Annotated in this window: 15 protein-coding genes; 7 read left to right on the top strand and 8 right to left on the bottom strand. The window is 42.5% G+C overall.

Annotation, left to right across the window (positions count from 1 at the left end; genetic code table 11):
- The first annotated feature begins 240 nt into the window (after positions 1–240).
- Entirely contained in the window at positions 241–705 is a 465-nt protein-coding gene (locus AC1DYB_RS23255) for a DUF4920 domain-containing protein (protein ID WP_477438404.1), read from the top strand.
- 18 nt (positions 706–723) lie between these two features.
- Here the strand turns inward: AC1DYB_RS23255 and AC1DYB_RS23260 are convergent, their stop codons facing one another.
- The 5 genes from AC1DYB_RS23260 to AC1DYB_RS23280 form a co-directional block, all read right to left on the bottom strand.
- A complete protein-coding gene (locus AC1DYB_RS23260) occupies positions 724–1,203 on the bottom strand; it encodes a hypothetical protein (protein WP_477438406.1) in 480 nt (159 codons plus the stop codon).
- A gap of 90 nt (positions 1,204–1,293) precedes the next feature.
- Positions 1,294–1,986, bottom strand: coding sequence for a hypothetical protein (locus tag AC1DYB_RS23265; protein ID WP_477438408.1), 693 nt, complete (start codon positions 1,984–1,986; stop codon positions 1,294–1,296).
- A 103-nt stretch (positions 1,987–2,089) separates the two neighbouring features.
- Positions 2,090–4,906: a carbamoyl-phosphate synthase large subunit gene (gene carB / locus AC1DYB_RS23270; protein WP_477438410.1), complete on the bottom strand. Its 2,817-nt coding sequence runs from the start codon at positions 4,904–4,906 to the stop codon at positions 2,090–2,092.
- Positions 4,907–5,071: 165 nt separating this feature from the next.
- Positions 5,072–5,386, bottom strand: a complete 315-nt coding sequence (locus tag AC1DYB_RS23275; RefSeq protein ID WP_477438412.1) for a sterol desaturase family protein — start codon at positions 5,384–5,386, stop codon at positions 5,072–5,074.
- A 179-nt stretch (positions 5,387–5,565) separates the two neighbouring features.
- On the bottom strand, positions 5,566–5,697 hold the full coding sequence (locus AC1DYB_RS23280; protein WP_477438414.1) for a hypothetical protein: 132 nt from the start codon (positions 5,695–5,697) through the stop codon (positions 5,566–5,568).
- Positions 5,698–5,789: 92 nt separating this feature from the next.
- On the opposite strand from AC1DYB_RS23280, the gene AC1DYB_RS23285 reads away from it, so the two are divergent.
- Positions 5,790–6,320: a hypothetical protein gene (locus AC1DYB_RS23285; RefSeq protein ID WP_295716504.1), complete on the top strand. Its 531-nt coding sequence runs from the start codon at positions 5,790–5,792 to the stop codon at positions 6,318–6,320.
- 126 nt (positions 6,321–6,446) lie between these two features.
- On the opposite strand, the gene panD is transcribed toward AC1DYB_RS23285, so the two are convergent.
- The gene (panD, locus tag AC1DYB_RS23290; protein WP_295716502.1) at positions 6,447–6,797 is read right to left on the bottom strand and encodes an aspartate 1-decarboxylase; all 351 of its coding nucleotides are present in this window, start codon (positions 6,795–6,797) and stop codon (positions 6,447–6,449) included.
- A 129-nt stretch (positions 6,798–6,926) separates the two neighbouring features.
- Positions 6,927–7,757, bottom strand: coding sequence for a pantoate--beta-alanine ligase (gene panC / locus AC1DYB_RS23295; RefSeq protein WP_477438417.1), 831 nt, complete (start codon positions 7,755–7,757; stop codon positions 6,927–6,929).
- A 155-nt stretch (positions 7,758–7,912) separates the two neighbouring features.
- Here panC and AC1DYB_RS23300 point away from each other — a divergent pair, with 155 nt between their 5' ends.
- From AC1DYB_RS23300 to glmS, 3 genes are all read left to right on the top strand, one after another.
- Positions 7,913–8,737, top strand: a complete 825-nt coding sequence (locus tag AC1DYB_RS23300; RefSeq protein WP_477438419.1) for a glycogen/starch synthase — start codon at positions 7,913–7,915, stop codon at positions 8,735–8,737.
- 15 nt (positions 8,738–8,752) lie between these two features.
- Positions 8,753–10,153, top strand: coding sequence for a DUF4270 family protein (locus AC1DYB_RS23305; RefSeq protein ID WP_295716499.1), 1,401 nt, complete (start codon positions 8,753–8,755; stop codon positions 10,151–10,153).
- 190 nt (positions 10,154–10,343) lie between these two features.
- Positions 10,344–12,179: a glutamine--fructose-6-phosphate transaminase (isomerizing) gene (gene glmS, locus AC1DYB_RS23310; protein WP_477438421.1), complete on the top strand. Its 1,836-nt coding sequence runs from the start codon at positions 10,344–10,346 to the stop codon at positions 12,177–12,179.
- Between the two features lie 251 nt (positions 12,180–12,430).
- Here the strand turns inward: glmS and AC1DYB_RS23315 are convergent, their stop codons facing one another.
- Complete coding sequence (locus tag AC1DYB_RS23315; RefSeq protein ID WP_477397075.1) at positions 12,431–13,924, bottom strand: catalase; 1,494 nt, start codon at positions 13,922–13,924, stop codon at positions 12,431–12,433.
- An 87-nt stretch (positions 13,925–14,011) separates the two neighbouring features.
- Between AC1DYB_RS23315 and AC1DYB_RS23320 the strand changes: the two genes are divergently transcribed.
- Positions 14,012–14,947, top strand: coding sequence for a hydrogen peroxide-inducible genes activator (locus AC1DYB_RS23320; protein WP_295716494.1), 936 nt, complete (start codon positions 14,012–14,014; stop codon positions 14,945–14,947).
- A 297-nt stretch (positions 14,948–15,244) separates the two neighbouring features.
- Positions 15,245–17,662, top strand: coding sequence for a TonB-dependent siderophore receptor (locus AC1DYB_RS23325; RefSeq protein ID WP_477438423.1), 2,418 nt, complete (start codon positions 15,245–15,247; stop codon positions 17,660–17,662).
- The last annotated feature ends 2 nt before the right edge of the window (positions 17,663–17,664 follow it).

A 17,664-nucleotide genomic window follows, 5' to 3' on the forward strand; every position in this document is an offset into this window, starting at 1 on the left:
TTAAGCAAGGGTATGTTGTTAGCTGTAAAAATAGTCCAACTTGTTAAAGCTTATTACTTTATTAAGATATTTTAACATTCATTAACATTTTAACAAATGATAGCTGCAAATTGAACATAAATAAATGAGTTTACTGTGAACATATACGTTTGGTTACGCTAAAACGTAACAAGCAATATTCAATAAAAAGAGTGGCCAACATTTTACATTTTATGATGTTATTCAGCAATAAACTATAAAATGAAATTAGCGCTGTTAATAGTTCCTGTGTTTTGCACAACAATGTCATTGGCCCAATTGCATACACCGCTGCCACATGGTATGGTTTATGGAAAAAAACCGGATACCACTACCTTAATGGCTGCCGGAAAAACGGAGGCGTTTATGGGTAAGAAAACACGCATCAGCACCACCATTGAGGGCAAGGTTACGCGGGTTACCAAACAAAAAGGCGGCTGGTTTGAAATGGATGCCGGCAGCGGCAAAGTAATTGCCGCTCATTTTAAAGATTATAACATCACCATTCCCCAAAATATAACCGGGCGCAGGGTAATTATTGAAGGTGTTGCTCAAAAGCTATTTATCGCTGATGATCTGCAACACCTGGCCGGTGACACCGTTACCGGAAAAAAGCAACACAAGGTAAAAACAGATGCCAGGAGAAGATTAATTTTTGAGGTGACAGGGCTGATGGTGGATAAGTAGCCTCTTTTTGCCAATAACTTATTTATCCAGGCGTGTAAACGAAAAACTATATACTATACGGATGCCACCTACTGCCCTTGATTTGTTTTCAGAGCTCAGGATATCGCCATGGAAGTTAAGATCAATAACGTTTCTTTTGGTGGAGAGCAGCATATACCCTAAGCCAGCGGTTCCGCCGGGGCCGCTATCGCTGAAAGTATCGCCACCGGCACGAATGAAACCACCCAGGTGCAGATAAAACCGGGGCTCCACATAATATCTTCCGGCCAATCCTGCATAAACAACGTAAGGTACCTCTACACCAACCGAGGGTACTATACTAAAACTTTTATTGAGTTTTATTTCGCCCTGGAAAACTATGCCAAAGCCTGTAGGATTTTCTGCTGACGTACTAAACGCAGGGCCAAGCCCGATTGCATTTTTGGCCTGTGCGTTGGCGTAACCGGCAATAAAAACAAACAGGATAAGGGTTATTACAGCTTTGCAGGCAGTATTCATAAGGTTGGTTTTAGGGCAAATGACAAAGGCTCCTGAACAGAGCCTTTGAAAAATAATACAATATGTTGAAATTACAAAATACGGATATGCCTAATTAAATTTTGCGTCGCGGGTTAATACTGCCGGCTCCAGGTAAAGGTCTTTAGTGAAAAGCTCTTTTACTTTTTGCGCTATTTCGGCCCGGTTCACGGTAGCGGCATCACGTTTACATTTCAGGTGATGCTCTTTTGCCACTTTTTCGGCCAAGTCGCCAAGCGTTTTTACTTTTAGCTCTTTCCCAAACCTGCCGGCAAGTGCAAATCCTGACAGAGCTACGATAAGACCTAAAGCAGCCATTACCGGCTGAAAAAAGAACCCGGCCAATGAGGCAATAAGTATAAATGCAAATGCCGTTATGATACCTTGCTTAGGCTGCAGCAGGTTAAGCTGAAAGCCCATTTCCTTTTCTATCTCGGTTATAACTACAATACGATTATCACGGGGGAAGATATCCTCCAGTTTCGTTTGGGGTTTTACAAGCTCTTTAGGGGCCGCAATGGTGGTGTTAATAGCATTCCTGATCTTATAGAATGCCTGCTGTGTGGTACAGCTTTCGTTGTTGGTTTGCTTTACTTTTTCAACTACGATATCGCAAAGTTTGCCGAAGGTTTTAACATCTTTAAAAGATGTATCTTCTAAACTTATATTAAATGATCTTTCAATTTTTACAAGAACGTCATCCAAATCCTCAGGATCAACATTATTAAGGTTGAATGCCTGGTTATTACTTAAATTAACTTTCAAACTATAGCAACTAAATTTAACCATAATTTGCCTGTAACCGGGTTTGGTTACAGGCAAATGTTATAAGCGTTTAAACTACAACGTTTATTAATTCAATATTTTACTACCTGCTCAGGTACATTGATTTCTCTTTGTACAAGTGCCTGAAGTATGGATCCTGCAGGTTAGGTATAAAGCGGATGGATTCACCTGTTGATTTCATTTCGGGGCCTAATTCCTTAGTTACCTCAGGGAATTTATCAAAGGAGAATACCGGCTCTTTTATAGCATAACCCCATAGCTTACGCTCTATGGTAAAGTCTTTCAGTTTATTAACTCCAAGCATTACTTTGGCGGCAATGTTGATGTATGGCACGTCATAAGCCTTCGCGATAAAAGGCACCGTACGTGATGCGCGCGGGTTAGCTTCAATTACATATACACTATCATTTTTGACTGCAAACTGTATATTCAGTAAGCCACGCACATTTAATGCCCTGGCAATTTTAACGGTATATTCCTCCATCAGGCTGATCACATTGTCAGATAGATCAAAGGGCGGCAACACCGCAAACGAATCTCCAGAATGGATTCCGGCAGGTTCAATATGTTCCATCAAGCCAATGATATGTACATCATCGCCATCACTTATCGAGTCCGACTCGGCTTCTGCCGCACGGTCAAGGAAGTGATCTATCAGTACACGGTTACCCGGCAGGTTGCGCAATAAGCTTACAACAGCTTTCTCCAGGTCCTCGTCATTAATAACTATACTCATACCCTGTCCGCCTAAAACATAGCTTGGGCGAACCAATACAGGGTAACCTACATGGTGAGCAACCTCCAAAGCTTCTTCAGCGCTTTCGGCAACACCATACTTAGGATATGGAATATCAAGCTCTTTCAGCAAATCTGAGAAGCGGCCACGATCCTCGGCCACATCCATATCATTAAATGATGTTCCGATAATGTTGATGCCATGCTCCTGCATTTTTTCTGCCATTTTCAAAGCAGTTTGCCCACCTAACTGAACTATTACACCGTAAGGTTTTTCCAGTTCAATAATCTCGCGAACATGCTCCCAGTAAACCGGCTCAAAGTACAGCTTATCAGCCATGTTAAAGTCGGTAGATACTGTTTCCGGGTTACAGTTAATCATGATGGCCTCAAAGCCTGATTCTTTTGCGGCCAGTAAACCATGCACGCAGCTATAATCAAACTCAATACCCTGTCCTATACGGTTAGGGCCTGATCCTAATACGATGATCTTCTTTTTATCTGAGCAAACAGATTCGTTCTCGCCCTCGTAAGTTGAATAGTAGTAAGGGGTTTTTGCAGGAAACTCGGCAGCGCAGGTATCAACCATTTTGTAAACACGCTTAATGCCCAATCCCTTGCGGCGCTGGTAAACATCCTCTTCGGTTACGTTACCCAAAATGTAGGCAATTTGCGTATCCGAGAAACCTTTTTGTTTAAGGGTGAAGAAGAATTCTTCAGGAATGTTATTCAGTGAATAACGGCGCAGTTCGTTCTCTAAATTAACCACATCCATGATCTGGTTCAGGAACCAGCGATCTATCTTGGTAACTTTACGTACCGATTCAATAGGCACGCCTAAGCTCAATGCATCATAAATATGGAACAACCTATCCCAGCTTGGATGCTCAAGGCTGTACATGATCTCATCCAGATTGCGACTCTGGCGACCGTCGGCACCTAAACCGGCACGACCAATCTCCAAACTCTGACAAGCTTTTTGCAACGCTTCAATAAAGCTGCGTCCAATACCCATCACTTCGCCTACTGATTTCATTTGCAGGCCAAGCTCTTTGTTTGCGCCTTTAAACTTATCAAAGTTCCAGCGTGGTATTTTAACGATCACATAATCCAAAGTAGGCTCAAAATAGGCCGAAGTTGTTTTGGTGATCTGGTTTTCTATTTCATCAAGGTTGTAACCTATGGCCAGCTTGGCAGCGATTTTAGCAATTGGGTAACCTGTTGCTTTTGATGCCAGTGCCGATGAGCGCGAAACGCGTGGATTAATTTCAATAGCGATGATAGATTCATCGGCAGGGTTAACCGAGAACTGTACGTTACAGCCGCCGGCAAAGTTGCCAATGGCCCGCATCATACGGATAGCCTGGTTACGCATATCCTGGTAGCAGCGGTCGCTCAGGGTCATGGCCGGGGCCACGGTGATTGAATCGCCGGTATGGATTCCCATTGGATCAAAATTCTCGATAGAGCAGATGATGATCACGTTGTCGTTACTATCGCGCAGCAGCTCTAATTCGTATTCCTTCCAGCCTATAACGGCCTGCTCAACCAAAACCTCGTGGGTTGGCGATGCCTGTAAGCCTTTGTTTAAGGCGGCGTCAAAATCTTCTTTTTTATGAACAAATCCTGCTCCTTTACCCCCCAGTGTATAACTTGGGCGAATAACCAGCGGGAAGCCAATCTCTTGCGCACCTTCTTTTCCTTCTAAAAAAGAGTTGGCAATTTTTGATTTTGCAACACCTACACCAATATCAACCATTAATTGACGGAAAGCCTCGCGGTTTTCTGTTTTTTCAATCGCGGCTATATCAACCCCTACAATTTTAACACCGTATTTTTCCCAAATTCCACGTTCGGCAGCCTCAATACAAAGGTTGAGCGCGGTTTGGCCGCCCATGGTAGGCAGTACAGCATCAATTTTTTGTTCGGTAAGTATCTGTTCAATACTTGCGCAGGTGAGTGGAAGCAGGTAAACATGATCCCCAATAACCTTATCCGTCATGATAGTTGCCGGATTGCTGTTGATGATGGATACGGTAATACCTTCTTCTTTAAGGGAAAGGGCGGCTTGTGAGCCAGCGTAATCAAATTCGCAGGCCTGGCCAATAATGATGGGACCAGAGCCAATGATCAGAACGGATTTGATGGAATTATCTTTGGGCATAGGGCTTTTTTTTAATTCAAAAGTTCTAAGTCAAAAGTTACCGGCTTTTTGCAAGCCTGTAAACGATTTTTCCTATGCACTGAAGGCGAGAAATCCCGACCTCAGTGTCGGGGTGCAAAGATAGGGTTTTGTTAAACACAATTAATCTTTTTTTTGAATTAATATTTATATTTTATGTACATCCTTAAATTTGAGCATTTGGATGAGTTTAAGCTCCTTTTCGGTATCAAACCCGCATGATGTATTAAAGTTTTGTGGATTTGCATAGGTGCCAAATAACATATCCCACCAAACAATATCGCCGTAATTACTGGTATGTTTTTCGTACTCGTGGTGTATGCGGTGCATTTCGGGTCTTTGAAAAATGTAGCCAATCCATTTCGGGGTTTTTATATTGGTATGATAAAAAAACTCGCCCAAAGCGGTGCACAAGGTGTATATAGCTCCGGCTTCGGGGTTTAGTCCCAGGAGGGAGTACACATCTTTTCACCAGGGATTGTTAAAAAAAATGTCATTTCGATGGAGCATGGGGAGGAATGAGCGGGGCGCGAAAGAGAAATCCTATGCGACAGGCGGTCGGCTATGCAGGCGTCGAAGATTTCTCCTCACCACGGCGCTCAATTCCCGTTCTGGTTCGCTCGAAATGACATTTTCTTTTATTAATAAGAGATGGAAACATCAACAAGCCGCCTATCACAGCGTTTATCACCATCTCCAGGGGTACGATTTTCATCTCCTCTTGTATACATATTTATATTATTCAATACCTGCAATAAGCCTGTTGTTTCCATAAAATCTTAATATATTTATAGTGTGTAAATTACCTAATAAACCAATTAAACTTGTAATTGTAGTATTCTACAATTACCTTACGGCGATAATCATGATGAAGAAACCAACATTTTTTTTGCTTGCTGCTATTTTGTTTTTAGGAAGTTGCGGTATGCTGCAGTCAATAATGAAATCTACTTTTCCTTATACTGCCGATCTGGCAATCCCTGCATCGTCAAAGGTAGGTGAGCCTCATACGGCCATAAGCATTGCAAACAGTTTCGATCAGGATTTTACAAAAGACGGTAACAACGCCAACAGAATCAGCGAGGTTCGTATTATCTCGGCTAAATTACAATCCAAAGATCCGTCAGATTATAATATTGGCAACATTGAGGCATTAAGAATCTATATGTCAAAAACCGATGGCAGCGACGAGGTTTTAGTGGCTGTACGTAAGGATATTACCCCAAACGTAGGCAATAGCATTGTTCTTGATATTGATAACTCCCACTTTTTGGATGAGCTTGTACGCCAGCCGAGCGTACGCGTAAGAATGGTTTATTTGCTGCGCAAAGCCTCCGACGTTGATATCAGTTTAAAAGTATCACTTGGCATTGGCGCCGAACCGAGGCAGCGATAATTTATTAATTACTGCTTAAACAGATGTTGTACAATTAACTCATCTGGCCCATGAGCTATTGCAGAGCAAGCTAAAGCGACATTTTTAAGGGCCGCCGCAGGAATTTATTGGGGAAAAAGAATGCTGTTATTTAATCAGCTTATTATCGCCATCCGGAAATACCAATATTGGCTCATACACGCGGGCTTCTTCCCTCTCCATATATGCGTATGACATGATGATAACCACATCGCCAACCTGGGCCAGCCGTGCGGTAGCGCCGTTTAGGCAAACCGTACCGCTGCCACGCTCGCCTTTTATAACATACGTTTCAAAACGGGCGCCGTTGTTATTATTTACGATCTGAACTTTCTCGTTAGGTATAATATTGGCTGCCTCAATCAGATCTTCGTCAATTGTAATACTGCCCACATAATTCAGTTCCGCCTGTGTTACCTTCACCCTGTGAATTTTGGACTTTAATATCTCAATAATCATGGTGCAAAGTTATAAATAATTCGGTCCATTGTTAATGGTCGATAGTCCATGGATTGTAAAATGATTAACACCTGCATTTTAGCTATAAATACCCCCATTAACATGCCCTAAAGTAGGATCATCTATTCATTAATATATCAACATATTATCTATCAATCTCGTTTTACCGGCGCGGGCAGCCACAAGGGCAACTACTTTTTTTGTAGTGGCGGCAACCGGTTTCAGGGTGTCCCCATCAACTATTTCAAAATATTCCGGTATAATGCCCGGTTCGTTATTCAGCATCTGCTCTGCCTGTTGTTGTAGCTCTGGTATGCTATCCACATTAAAATGCTCCTTAACCCAGCCCAGGGTTTTAGATAAGATGAGCGCGTGCTCCCTGTCATAAGCTGTTAAATGAACATTCCTTGAGCTCATGGCCAGCCCATCGGTTTCGCGCTGTATGGGGCACATCACCAGTTTAACAGGCATGTTCAGCAGTTCAACCATTTTAGTGATTACCATAACCTGCTGGTAATCCTTTTGGCCAAAAAAAGCCATATCTGGTTTAACAATATTAAACAGTTTATTTACCACCTGCATCACACCCTGGTAATGCCCCGGTCTGAATTTGCCTTCCAGCAAATGCTCCATATCGCCTATGTCCAAATGCCATTTCTCATCGTCATCATAAATTTCGCTTACAGTTGGATTGAACAAAATGTCGCAGCCAGCCTGCTCCAGCATTGCAATATCTGCAGCTATTGGGCGGGGATATTTTTCTAAATCTTTAGGGTCATTAAACTGTGTAGGGTTTACAAAAATGCTGCAAACAACCTCGGTGCACACTTGCTGTGCCTGTTTAATTAATGATATATGGCCGTTGTGAAGTGCGCCCATAGTAGGAACAAAGCCAATAGTTTTGCCCGTTTTATAGGTAAAATACTGCGCTACCTCTTGCCTGGTGGTAAATATTTTCAATGCAATTTAAATTACAAAATTTGGCAAAGGTGTACTTTTTTGTAAAAAATTCCAAAAGTTACTTGCATAATTCGTTGACAGTTTATATAATAATGATTACATTTGCAAACTCAAATTTTTTGACTTCTTTACATATTTTTAATACTGATTAAGTGATGGGTAAATCTAAGCTATTGTTTATAACTCATGAAATGTCTCCTTTCCTTGAACTCACAAAAATTGCTGAAATAACAAGACAACTTCCGCAGGCAATGCAGGAGAAGGGTTACGAGATCCGTATCCTTATGCCTCGTTTTGGCAATATCAATGAGCGCAGGAACAGACTTCATGAAGTTATCCGTTTATCGGGTATGAATATTATTATCAACGATAATGATAACCCGCTGATCATCAAGGTAGCATCTATCCCGGCAGCACGTATGCAGGTATATTTTTTAGATAATGAAGAATATTTTCAGCGTAAACATGTGTTTGGTGATAAAGACGGCAAATTTTACGCCGATAACGATGAAAGGATGATCTTCTTTTGCAAAGGTGCATTGGAGACAGTTAAAAAATTAGGCTGGGCTCCTGATATCATCCATTGCCATGGATGGTTAAGTGCTTTGGTACCTGCTTATTTAAAAACTACCTATAAAGACGATCCGACATTTAAAAATTCAAAGATCATCTATTCCATCTATGAAAATGACTTTAAGGACAAGTTGGCTGATGATTTTGCCCAAAAAGCAATCATGAGCAACATGACCGAAGAGCATGTGGATACCTATAAGGAAGGTACAAATTCTGCGCTATATGCAGGCGCCATTCAATACTCTGATGGCATTGTTTTGGGCAGCGAAAATATCGATGCAGATGTGTTAAATAATGTTAAAAACAGCAATAAATCGGTTTTAGAATTTGATTCTACCGCAGATTTCGAAAATTATTACAATTTTTACGACGAAATTACCAACGACGAATTGGTGCATGTTGCATAATACTTAATATTATATATGAAATTTTTCCGATTAGACTTATTGACCCTGTTAATAAGTCTTTTTATTTTGAATAGCTGTAAGCGCCAGGATGGCATTGGTTTAGGTATTGATACATCAAACCAGATAAGCGGTAACTTAATTGTTGATACCAATGTGGTTATCAATACCGTTGCCGAAGACTCTTCCACGGTAATTACATCAGGCCTTACCAAAACACCACTGGGTGATTTTGTTGATCCTGCTTTTGGCACAGTAAAAGCAAATGTTGCCTTAGGTATGCTTTTGCCTACCGCTCCTTATACAGTACCTCCGGGTACGCTTACCATTGATTCGGCAGTATTGGTATTGGGGTATGCAAATGGTTTTTATGGCGACTCGGTAGCTACACGTTACAAGATCAATGTGTATCAGCTAAAAGTGAAGCCGCTTAATCAAACCTACTACAGTAACCAGCACTGGGATAATGAGGCAACCGTTTTAGCAACCAAAACATTTACAGCTAACACGCATGATAGTTTAACAATTGCCAGGATACGTAAAGACACAATTGATACTGTGCAAAGGGTAGCCCCTCAATTACGCGTAGCATTCAGCAAAAAGTTCATTTATGATAACCTGTTTAATGCAAGTGGTACTCAATTATCATCTGACGCGGCTTTTCAAAATGCCGTTAAGGGTTTATACCTTACTGTAGAAAGGGCTCAGCCATCAAATGCAGGCGGTACTTTACAGTTAAATCTTGCTTCTACTGCATCTCATTTAGATATTTTTTACAAGGCCAAAAACGACACGACAACCGATACAACAACCGTGTCATTAACCTTCCCGATACATGCGGCAGAGATCATCCACAAATATAATTCAACCATAACTGCAGCCAGGGCCGCCACAACTACACAAGCCACTTTTTACTTACAAGGCTTAGGTGGTTTACGCAGTAAGATTTCTTTCCCTGGACTGAGTAAGCTTAATCCGGATTCAATTGTACTAAACCGTGCCGAACTGGTTATAACACCGGTACAAGGCTCAGGAATACCATATGCGCCTTTTTCTAAATTGACAATGTATCAATTGGATATTGCCCATCAGCGTATCCTGATACAGGATGCTTCGTCAACTGATGCCCGTTACCAGGCTGGTTTATTTGGCGGCTTTTACACCCGGACAACCAAAGAGCCTGTTAAAGCCTATCGTTTTGTTATCACCGGCTACATTCAGGACCTGATCCGTAAAAAGACGGTGGATTACGGAACTTACATAGCTCCTATTGATACCACCGAGGTAAATTCAACAACAGGTGCATCAGGTATTGCTACAAGTGTACAAACCGCTGCCCGCGCTATACTGATTGGTAATGATAAAAATTCGCCTTACCGCATTAAGTTGAATATCATTTACACCAAGATCCCCAAGTAAAAAAACTTCAAGTTAAATAAAAAGAATCCCCGCTTAGGGGATTTTTTTGTTTAAGCCAATAGCACTTCTTAAAAATAATTTTTAAGTAAGTAAAAACCTTGCACTATTCTCAAATAATTAAAATAATTAGCTGTGAAGTATGTTATATAGCTGATTATTTTTGCTCCATTTACATTTTATAAAATTTACTATGTGCGGAATTGTTGGTTATATAGGTTACAGGGATGCTTACCCCATCATTATAAAAGGCCTTCATCGTTTAGAGTACCGGGGCTATGATAGCGCCGGCGTTGCTTTATTTGATAAGGAACTTAAAGTTTACAAAAAGGCCGGAAAGGTTGATGACCTTGAAAAATTTGTTAAAGATATTGACCTTAAAGGTACGGTAGGAATGGGCCATACCCGCTGGGCCACACACGGTGCTCCAAGCGATCGTAACTCTCACCCGCACTCTTCAGGTAACCGTAAGCTTACCATCATTCACAATGGCATCATCGAGAATTATGGCATCATCAAGGAAACACTTACCGCCAAGGGCCATGTTTTTAAAAGCGATACCGACACGGAAGTTTTAATACACCTGATAGAGGATATTCAGGACGAAACCGGCCTTGATCTGCGCGAAGTAGTAAGGGTGGCCCTGAACAAGGTTATAGGTGCTTACGCCATTGTGATCATGAGTGCCGATGAGCCCGATTTGCTTATAGCAGCCCGGAAAGGCAGCCCTATGGTAATTGGTGTTGGCAAAGGCGAATACTTTGTTGCATCTGATGCTACGCCTATTGTGGAGTACACCAAAAACGTGATCTATTTAAATGATAACGAAATTGCCTTTATTAACCGCGATAGCCTGCTGATAAAAAATATCGATAATTCGGTACAAACCCCATATATCCAGGAACTCGATCTTAAACTGGAAATGCTGGAAAAAGGCGGCTACGATCACTTTATGCTGAAAGAGATCTATGAGCAGCCGCGTTCTATCCGCGATTGTTTACGCGGCCGTATTTACCCGCAGCAGGGCAAAGTACAACTGGGTGGGATAAAGGAATACACCGAGAAGCTAAAGAATGTAGACAGGATTATTATTATTGCCTGTGGCACCTCATGGCATGCCGGCTTAGTAGGCGAGTACCTCATTGAGGAATATGCCCGCGTACCTGTAGAGGTTGAATATGCATCGGAGTTTAGGTACCGAAATCCTATTATTACGGAGAAAGACCTGGTTATAGCCATATCCCAATCCGGCGAAACCGCCGATACCATGGCAGCCATTGAATTGGCCAAAGAAAAGGGAGCCACCATTTTTGGTATTTGTAATGTAGTTGGGGCTTCTATACCCCGCACCACGCATGCGGGAGTTTATACCCATGCCGGGCCCGAGATAGGTGTAGCATCAACCAAAGCATTTACTGCACAGGTGAGTGTTTTAACCCTTATCGCTTTTTACATAGCGCAACAACGCGGTACAATAACCCAAAGCAAACTGGTTGAATATTTAACCGAGCTTGATGAAATACCGCAACTGGTTGAGCAGGCTTTAAAATGCAACGACCATGTAATGGAGATTGCAGCGAAGTTTAAAGACTCCACCAATTGCCTGTTCCTGGGCAGGGGAAGCTCGTTCCCGGTTGCACTGGAAGGCGCTTTGAAGCTAAAGGAAATCTCCTACATACATGCGGAAGGCTATCCCGCTGCCGAAATGAAACATGGCCCTATCGCCTTAATTGACGATGATATGCCGGTTGTGGTAATTGCCACCCAAAGCTCATCGTACGAGAAAGTAATCAGCAATATACAGGAGGTTAAAGCCCGCAAAGGCCACGTAATAGCGATAGTTACCGAGGGTGATACAGAAGTTAAAGCGATGGCCGATTATGTAATTGAGATCCCCGCAACCAACGAAGCTTTTGTACCGCTGCTTGCTACCATACCGTTACAACTATTGGCTTACCACATTGCCGTAATGCGCGGCTGTAACGTTGATCAGCCAAGGAATTTGGCCAAGTCTGTTACGGTAGAGTAGTTATAGATATGAGATGTTAGATATGAGATTTGAGAAAGCTTCAAAAGCGTCTCAAATCTCATTTTGTTTAATATCATTTCCCGTTGTTTGTGTCCCCACAAACAACTATGAGAGCGGCTTTCTGCAAGCTGTTTGTGAGGACACAAACAGCGGGTACAAAAAACATATAATAGAAAAAGCGATGGTTTAAACCATCGCTTTTTTTATTATATGAGAGCCTGCAAACTGCAAACCCAAAACTGCAAACTAACCTAAGCCGGCATTTGTTTCATGGTTTCTGCCAAATCAAGCTCAAGGCCTTTGGCAATAGCCATACCTAAGTTAATATCAGCCCTAAACCAGTGACAAAGCTGGCGGTTGGTGATAATGTCCTTCTTAGGGCCATCTATGCCACTCATAGAGTTCACGATATTGTTGATCAGATCCTGTTTGGCCTGCGCATCCATTAAACGGTATAAGTCGCCTGGCTGCGTGTAATGGTCGTTCTCGCCCTCTGCGTTCCTGTCATACCAATCGCCAACAGAGTTTCCAAAATCCCAGGCTGGTTCTTTGTAGCTTTGATCGGCTTCTATATCATCAAAGCTGTTTGGGAAATAGTTAGGTCCCGAACCACCATTGCCGTCAACCCTCATTTGTCCGTCCCTTTCATAATTGCTTACCAGGTAAGGGCATTTATTTACCGGAATTTGCTCATAATTACCTCCTAAGCGATAACGGTGTGCATCCGGGTATGATAATATCCTTCCCTGTAACATTTTATCGGGCGAGTAGCCAATACCATCTACCACATGCGCCGGGGCAAAAGCAGCCTGCTCCACATGAGCAAAATAATTGTCGGGGTTTTCGTTAAGTTCCAACACACCTACATCAATCAGCGGATAATCTCCATGTGGCCATACTTTGGTCAAATCAAAGGGATTAAGGTGGTACGTTGCAGCATCAGCTTCCGGCATTACCTGTATTTTCAGGCTCCATTTTGGAAAGTCACCGTTATCAATATGTGTCAGCAGATCGTGCTGGGCAAAATCAGGTGCTTTACCACGCATATCTGCAGCTTCTGCATCTGTAAAGTTTTTAATACCCTGCTGGGTTTTGAAATGGAATTTCACCCAAAATCTTTCGTTTTTGGCGTTGATGAACGAAAATGTATGGCTTCCAAAGCCATCCATATGGCGATAGCCGTAAGGTGTACCTCTATCACTCATCAGGATAGTTACCTGGTGAAGGCTTTCGGGATTAAGCGACCAAAAATCCCACATCATGGTAGCGCTTTTGCTATTGGTGTATGGATCGCGTTTTTGGGTATGGATAAAATCACCAAACTTTTTAGCATCCTTTATAAAAAACACCGGGGTGTTGTTACCAACCAGGTCCCAGTTACCATCTTCGGTATAAAATTTAATAGCAAAACCACGCGGGTCGCGCTCGGTATCTGCTGATCCCTTTTCGCCGCCAACGGTAGAAAAACGTAAGAATACCTTTGTTTCTTTACCAATCATGTTAAATATTTTGGCACGTGTGTATTGCGAAATATCATGCGTAATGGTGAGCTTTCCATAAGCGCCGGAACCTTTTGCGTGTACAACACGCTCAGGGATACGCTCACGGTTAAAATGCGCCATTTTTTCATGCAGTATAAAATCCTGCAGCAAAATTGGCCCCCTTGGTCCCGCGGTTTGGGTATTCTCATTTTCCGCATAAGGCTTGCCAGAGGCAGTGGTCAGCTTTCTTTTATTGGTTTCCATATAGGTTAGTTTTATTATATCAAACTTCACAATAATAAATCAATAGAAAAAATCAATAATTGCTATGTTTGTATAGAATTTATCTATATGACAATTACCCAACTCGAATACATAGTAGCCGTTGACACTTACCGGAGTTTTGTGTTAGCCGCCGAGAAATGTTTTGTTACCCAGCCAACCCTGAGCATGCAGGTGCAAAAGCTGGAGGATACCCTGGGCGTAAAGCTATTTGACCGCAGCAAACAGCCCGTAACACCTACCGAAATAGGTATAGAAATAATTACCCAGGCACGCGTTATGCTGTCAGAAAGTGAGAAGATTAAGGAGATCATCACCGACAGGCAAAAGGAACTATCCGGCGAATTACGGGTTGGCATCATCCCTACTATTTCACCTTATATATTACCCAAGATAATCCATGGCTTTATTGAAAAATATCCGCAGGTAAAATTGATAGTATGGGAGCAAACTACCGAAGAGATAGTTCAACAGTTAAAGCTGGGTATGATTGATTGCGGTATCCTATCTACCCCACTGCACGAAAATAACTTAACTGAGATACCCGTGTTTTATGAAAATTTTGTGGCCTACGTATCCAAACACAGCAAACTCTCCAAAAAGAAAAGCATCACACCGGATGATATTGATATGGAAGAGATCTGGATCCTGAACGAAGGGCATTGCATGCGCGAGCAGGTATTAAACATCTGCCAACGCCGTAAAGCGACCAAAGGATTTCAGCATTTTGAATATAATACCGGCAGCGTGGAAACTCTTAAACGCATGGTTGACCAAAACAATGGCGCAACCATACTGCCCGAACTTGCACTGGCCGAACTTTCTGACAAGCAATTAGACAAGGTGCGCTATTTTAAATCGCCAGAGCCCGCCCGTGAAGTGAGCATCGTGATACAACGCAATTTTTTAAAGCGCCGCATGATAGAAGCCCTTAAGAACGAAATACTTGAATTTGTACCCAAACGAATGAAAAGTAAAAAGAAGAAAGAATTGATGGACATTTAATTGATGTGCAGATTTCAGATGTGCAAATTCAGATGTGCAGATTTCAGATGTGCAAATATGCAGATGAAGATTGATATTGTTTAATGACTTCTTCATCTGAAAATCCGTTGCCCAGTTATTGCTGACCTACCGGCGCAAACTCCGCTTATCTGCAAGCCTATATTCCTAAGGTTTTGCTACTTGATACTAATTACCTGATACTTTCCCGGCGTCCTATTTATAATCTTTCTAAATAAATTTGGATGGATAGTCATGTTGGAGTATTTTTGGGCATTATTTTTAATTAGTCTAAATAAAATGAAGCAACCCCAACTATCTGGTCACAAACTATTCTTTTCTCTTTTTCTATCCATCGTATTACTCTCCAATACCATCCCGGCACTGGCTCAGCAAACCCGCGGAACAATTAAAGGGCATGTAATAACCAACACTAATCAACCGGCCGATAATATTTCTGTATTGCTTAAGGGTACTAAATACGGGGTGATAACCGATGAAAACGGGGATTACACCCTAAGAGCCCCTCATGGAAAATACACTTTAGCCTTCACACATGTGGGTGTTAAAGTATATGAAACCGCGGTTGAAGTAATAGCCGGCCAAACAATAATAGTAAACGCTACTTTAGAAGCTACTGCCAACCAGCTAAAGGAAGTAGCCATATCCGGCACCAAACAGAAATATAAAATCAGCAATCCATCGCCAAGCTTAAGGCTGAATGAGCCATTGCTGGAGGTTCCGCAGAATATCCAGCTGGTTACCTCACAAGTACTGGCCGATCAGCAGGTAATAAGCATGAGCGACGGTTTAATACGCAATGTTAGCGGTGCCGTAAGGTTAGAGCATTGGGGCGATTTATATACCAATATCACCATGCGCGGTTCGCAGATTCAGGCATTCAGAAACGGGTTTAATGTAGTAAGTTCATACTGGGGACCGCTTACCGAAGACATGAGCTTTGTTGACCATATTGAATTTGTTAAAGGCCCTGCCGGTTTTATGCTGGGTAACGGCGATCCGAGTGGTTTATATAACGTGGTTACTAAAAAGCCTACAGGCGAAACCAAAGGTGAGTTTAGCTTAACCACTGGCAGCTTTGGTTTGTACAGAAGTACGCTCGACCTGGACGGCAAATTAAGTAAGGACGGTAAATTTTTGTACCGGTTAAACCTGGCAGGCCAAAAGAAAGGTTCTTTCCGCGCCAATGAATTTAATAACCGTTACAGCATAGCGCCGGTAGTTTCATACCAGGTAGATAGCGCCACTAAACTAACCGCCGAATACACCCTGCAGCATGCTAACATGTCTGATGTGGGCTCATTCTACGTTTTCAGTCCTAACGGTTATGCCACTTTGCCGCGTAATTTTACAGCGCTGCCGGCAGGCCTACCTCCTACAAACATCAACGATCAAAGTTTTACCATAAACCTGCAACACCAGTTAAATAGCAACTGGAAACTAACCGCGCAGGCCGCTTACTATAATTACAGTCAAAAAGGTTCGTCCATGTGGGCCGATTCTGTTGGTGCAAGTGGTAAATACATCAGGAGTATAGGTATTTGGGACGCTAAAAGCGATATGACCCTGGCCCAGGCCTTCATTAATGGAAAGGCAAATACAGGCAGCATCCACCACAGGATACTTGCCGGTATAGACATGGGTACAAAAAATTACGATGCAGATTACGCTCAGTCGCACCCCTTAGACAAAGCGGGGGCTGAGTTTGATCCGCAAAACCCTAATCTTGGTGTGCCCAGCAACGGCTACCCCGTGTTTGATCGCAGCACCAACCTGGAAGCACGATCTGCAGCAGGTTACGGCAATATTAACCAAACTTACAGCAGCTTATATGTACAGGATGAACTTGGCTTTATTGATAATAGGGTAAGGCTTACTTTAGCCGGCCGGTATACTTATGTAAAACAAGGCGATTTCGGTAGCGCAGCTGTAACTGGTAAACATTTTACCCCGCGTATTGGCTTAAGTGCTTCGGTAGATGAGCACACATCGGTATATGGTTTGTACGACCAGGCATTTATACCACAGGGTGCAGCCAGGCTTTTAGATGGTGGATCAGTTAAGCCGATAACCGGCAGCAACCTGGAGTTCGGCATCAAAAAAGATTGGGCCGACAGCAAATGGAACACCACCCTATCGGTTTATCGCATAATTAAAAACAACGAGGCACAAGCTGATCCGGGCAGTACACCTCAAAGCCCGGTCAGCTTTTTGCTTGGTCAAAAAAGGGCTCAGGGTATTGAGTTTGATTTACGTGGCGAAATATTGCCGGGTTTAAACCTGACCGCCAACTATGCGCTTACCGATTCGAAAGTGAGCAAGGTTGACCAGTATACGCCTGCAACTATCAAAGTTGGCGATGTTGTGCCGGGTTATGCAAAACACACAGCCAACGCCTGGTTAGGTTATAAATTGCAAAACGGCGCATTAAAAGGCACAGGTGTATCTGCTGGCTTTACCTACCTGGCTGGTCGCCAAACTGATAGCTGGAGCGAATCGGACGTAAGATTGCCAAACTATTTTAAATTGGATGGTGGTATGTTTTGGGAAGGAAATCAAATGAAGATCACCGCCAACGTGTTCAACGTGCTTGATAAATATTTATACTCAGGTTCATATTACTCCTATTTAAAAGCGTTTTACTGGCAGGCGGAAGCGCCGCGTAACTATCGTTTAAGCATCGCCTACAAATTTTAATA

Source organism: Mucilaginibacter sp. P2_A4, assembly GCF_056405015.1.